The organism is Treponema sp. (genome assembly GCF_045657965.1).
Taxonomy (GTDB): domain Bacteria; phylum Spirochaetota; class Spirochaetia; order Treponematales; family Treponemataceae; genus Treponema_D.
The window spans coordinates 1-2,419 of the sequence record NZ_JAZOUG010000077.1; the positions used below are offsets into that span (position 1 = coordinate 1).

The 2,419-nt window shown below is 40.8% G+C and carries 4 protein-coding genes, 1 tRNA gene and 1 pseudogene; 1 reads left to right on the forward strand and 5 read right to left on the reverse strand.

What is annotated here, in order from left to right; translation table 11 throughout:
* From ACKI5B_RS02810 to ACKI5B_RS02820, 3 genes and pseudogenes are all read right to left on the reverse strand, one after another.
* A pseudogene (locus ACKI5B_RS02810) lies at positions 1–287 on the reverse strand (V-type ATP synthase subunit A); the annotation flags it as partial.
* A 38-nt stretch (positions 288–325) separates the two neighbouring features.
* Positions 326–868 (reverse strand): DUF2764 family protein, encoded by a 543-nt coding sequence (locus ACKI5B_RS02815; RefSeq protein ID WP_407425621.1) that lies wholly within the window; start codon positions 866–868, stop codon positions 326–328.
* 12 nt (positions 869–880) lie between these two features.
* Positions 881–1,495: a V-type ATP synthase subunit E gene (locus tag ACKI5B_RS02820; RefSeq protein ID WP_407425623.1), complete on the reverse strand. Its 615-nt coding sequence runs from the start codon at positions 1,493–1,495 to the stop codon at positions 881–883.
* 206 nt (positions 1,496–1,701) lie between these two features.
* Here ACKI5B_RS02820 and ACKI5B_RS02825 point away from each other — a divergent pair, with 206 nt between their 5' ends.
* A complete protein-coding gene (locus ACKI5B_RS02825; RefSeq protein ID WP_294430867.1) occupies positions 1,702–1,872 on the forward strand; it encodes a hypothetical protein in 171 nt (56 codons plus the stop codon).
* Positions 1,873–2,040: 168 nt separating this feature from the next.
* On the opposite strand, the gene ACKI5B_RS02830 is transcribed toward ACKI5B_RS02825, so the two are convergent.
* Both ACKI5B_RS02830 and ACKI5B_RS02835 read right to left on the reverse strand, forming a co-directional pair.
* A tRNA-Pro gene (locus ACKI5B_RS02830) sits at positions 2,041–2,114 on the reverse strand.
* A 125-nt stretch (positions 2,115–2,239) separates the two neighbouring features.
* The coding region (locus ACKI5B_RS02835) for a transporter associated domain-containing protein (RefSeq protein WP_407425625.1) at positions 2,240–2,419 on the reverse strand (180 nt) is incomplete at its 5' end.

The following is a 2,419-nucleotide window of genomic DNA, read 5'->3' on the forward strand; positions in this document are numbered from 1 at the left end:
GGAAGCGGGTTCTGCAAACCATCATAAACCTGTCCCAAAAGACCCGGTCCAAGTTCAGCAGAAAGCAAATCGCCTGTAAACTCGACGACATCGCCTGCCTTGATTCCTTTTGTCATTTCGTAGACCTGAAGCTGAGCTACATTTCCGCGGATACGGATAACTTCGCTCTTTAAGCTTGAGTCTTCTACTTTTACATAGGCAACTTCGTTCATAGAAACTGTCCCGTCAAATTCGACAGAAACCATGTTTCCATTAACTCCGACTACCTTTCCTTTTGTATCCGTCATTTAATTCTCCATCATAATGACTTCCGTTTGAGGGAAATCTATTTATCTTCAAGAATTCTTGTGTAAATCTTCTTGTAAGAAGCCAATCCAGCTGCCTCATCGAACTTTTTCATTCGGGAAGCAAGCTTTAACTTAAGACCGTAACTGAATACGGCATCAAGTGAAAACCCGTCTGTTGGTCTCATGCTTTCTATAACAGAGAGCCTGTACTGATTGAGGTATTGTTCGGCAGCTAATGGGCTGTCCATACCGCTTGCAGTGCGCGCCGCCTGAACTGCATCAGGAGCTATTGACTCGTTGCCGGCACTGAACTTCTTTTTCATACGGAGAGCACGAATCTGAGCGAGTGCAAGGCGAAGGCTTTTTTCTTTGTAGTTCCATTCGTCAACAAAGGAAGAGCCAGTTTTTGAAGAATCAAGAGAAGGTTCAAGTGAAAGTCCGTCAAGAATCTTCATTTCGTTTTTGTTAAGAAAGCGTGAACAGAGGTCATAATAGTATTCATAAGTAATTGGAAGTACCGTTTTGTCGTCACTGACAGCAAAACCTGGAAGCTGCGACATAAGGTAGTATTGATTACTCATTTTTACCCCCTGTTACTCTTTACTAGCCTCTTTCATGATAGCGGCAACCCGTGGATTAAGGTATGCGCTGAAAAGCTCTGCAACGGCTTCTGCTGAGAAGTCATAGAAAGCAGCACCATCTTTTACGCCGACACGGAAACCAGAGTTGATGGAATTGTCAACTTTGAGCGTGAGACCTTTTGAGATTTCTGCTTTGAGAGCGGCTTTGAGATTTGATTCGAGAGAAGCCAAATCTTTTTCGTTAAGAAGAACTGAAACTTCACTTGCTTCTGTGTTAGCTGTCCAGGCTTTAACAGTTTCTGGAATGAGTTTTGAGAGCAAGTCAGAAGAATAAGCTTTTTCTGATTCTGCTGTGATGAGCGCAGAAAGTTCCTTTGTGATTGAGTCACGAAATGAAAGCACGAGATTTCGGCTTGCCTGACGAATTGCGTCTTCGCTAGCCTTTTCCATTCGTGCTGTTTCATCTTTTGCTGCTTTAATGATTTTGTCTGCTTCTTCTTTCGCATTAGCGATGATTTTCTCGGCTTCAGATTGAGCCTGAGCTTTTACTTCAGATGCAGATTTTTCGGCAGCTGCGACACCGTCTTTTTTAATCTTTTCGATTAAATCTTGTACCTGGATGTCCATGCAAACCTCTCTTAAAGTAAGATTAATATTTATAAATTATAATCCTTTTTTATCAATTTGCAAATAATTTTTAGTTTTATTTCGCTCTAAATGATAAAAAATAATACTCAATAAAGATTGGTAAAGATTATTCATTATTATTGACACAGCAATCTATAATCAGTAAAATGGTTAGATAATCGATTATTTTTATAGGGAGGCTAGAAATGGCTGGTGCATCAAAGAACTCTCGTACTACTGTTGCAACACAGAAATTTAACTGCACATGTGGTGGCGAAGTTGAAATGAAGACAAAACTCGAAAATGGCAGACTCAAGAATTACGCAGAATGCCAGAAATGCAAGCGCGTTGAAAGACGACCAAAAGATTTCAAATAATATTTGAAAGTTGCACATAAAATCCCCTGTTCTTCATGAGTGCACTTTGAAGGACGGGGGATTTTTTTTATTTAATATCTTTTCATTAATTCTTTCCACTTAGAATTCTAATTTAAATTTATGAAATTGAGTAAAAAAAAGACTTGCCAATTAGGACAAGTCTTTTAATTCGGGATGACAGGATTCGAACCTGCGACATCTTGGTCCCAAACCAAGCGCGCTACCAGCTGCGCTACACCCGGATAATCTGTTTTCTGCTGAGCTTGTGTATTATATCTCAAATGCAGACCTGATGCAAGAAGTTTTTTCGCCCATCCGCGGTACATGCGGATGGGCGAAATACAATAGAAATGCTTTCAGAAACAGCTTATTTGTCTTCCACTTTATTCAGCGGAATACGCTTTACCAGAACGCGGTCGACCCTTCTACCTTCCATGGAGAGAACGGTAATTTTAAGGTTTTCATATTCAAAAGTTTCGCCCGGCAGCGGGAAATGCCCGCCAAAAGATTCGATTACCCATCCGCCGAGGGTATCGCTGTCAGCGTC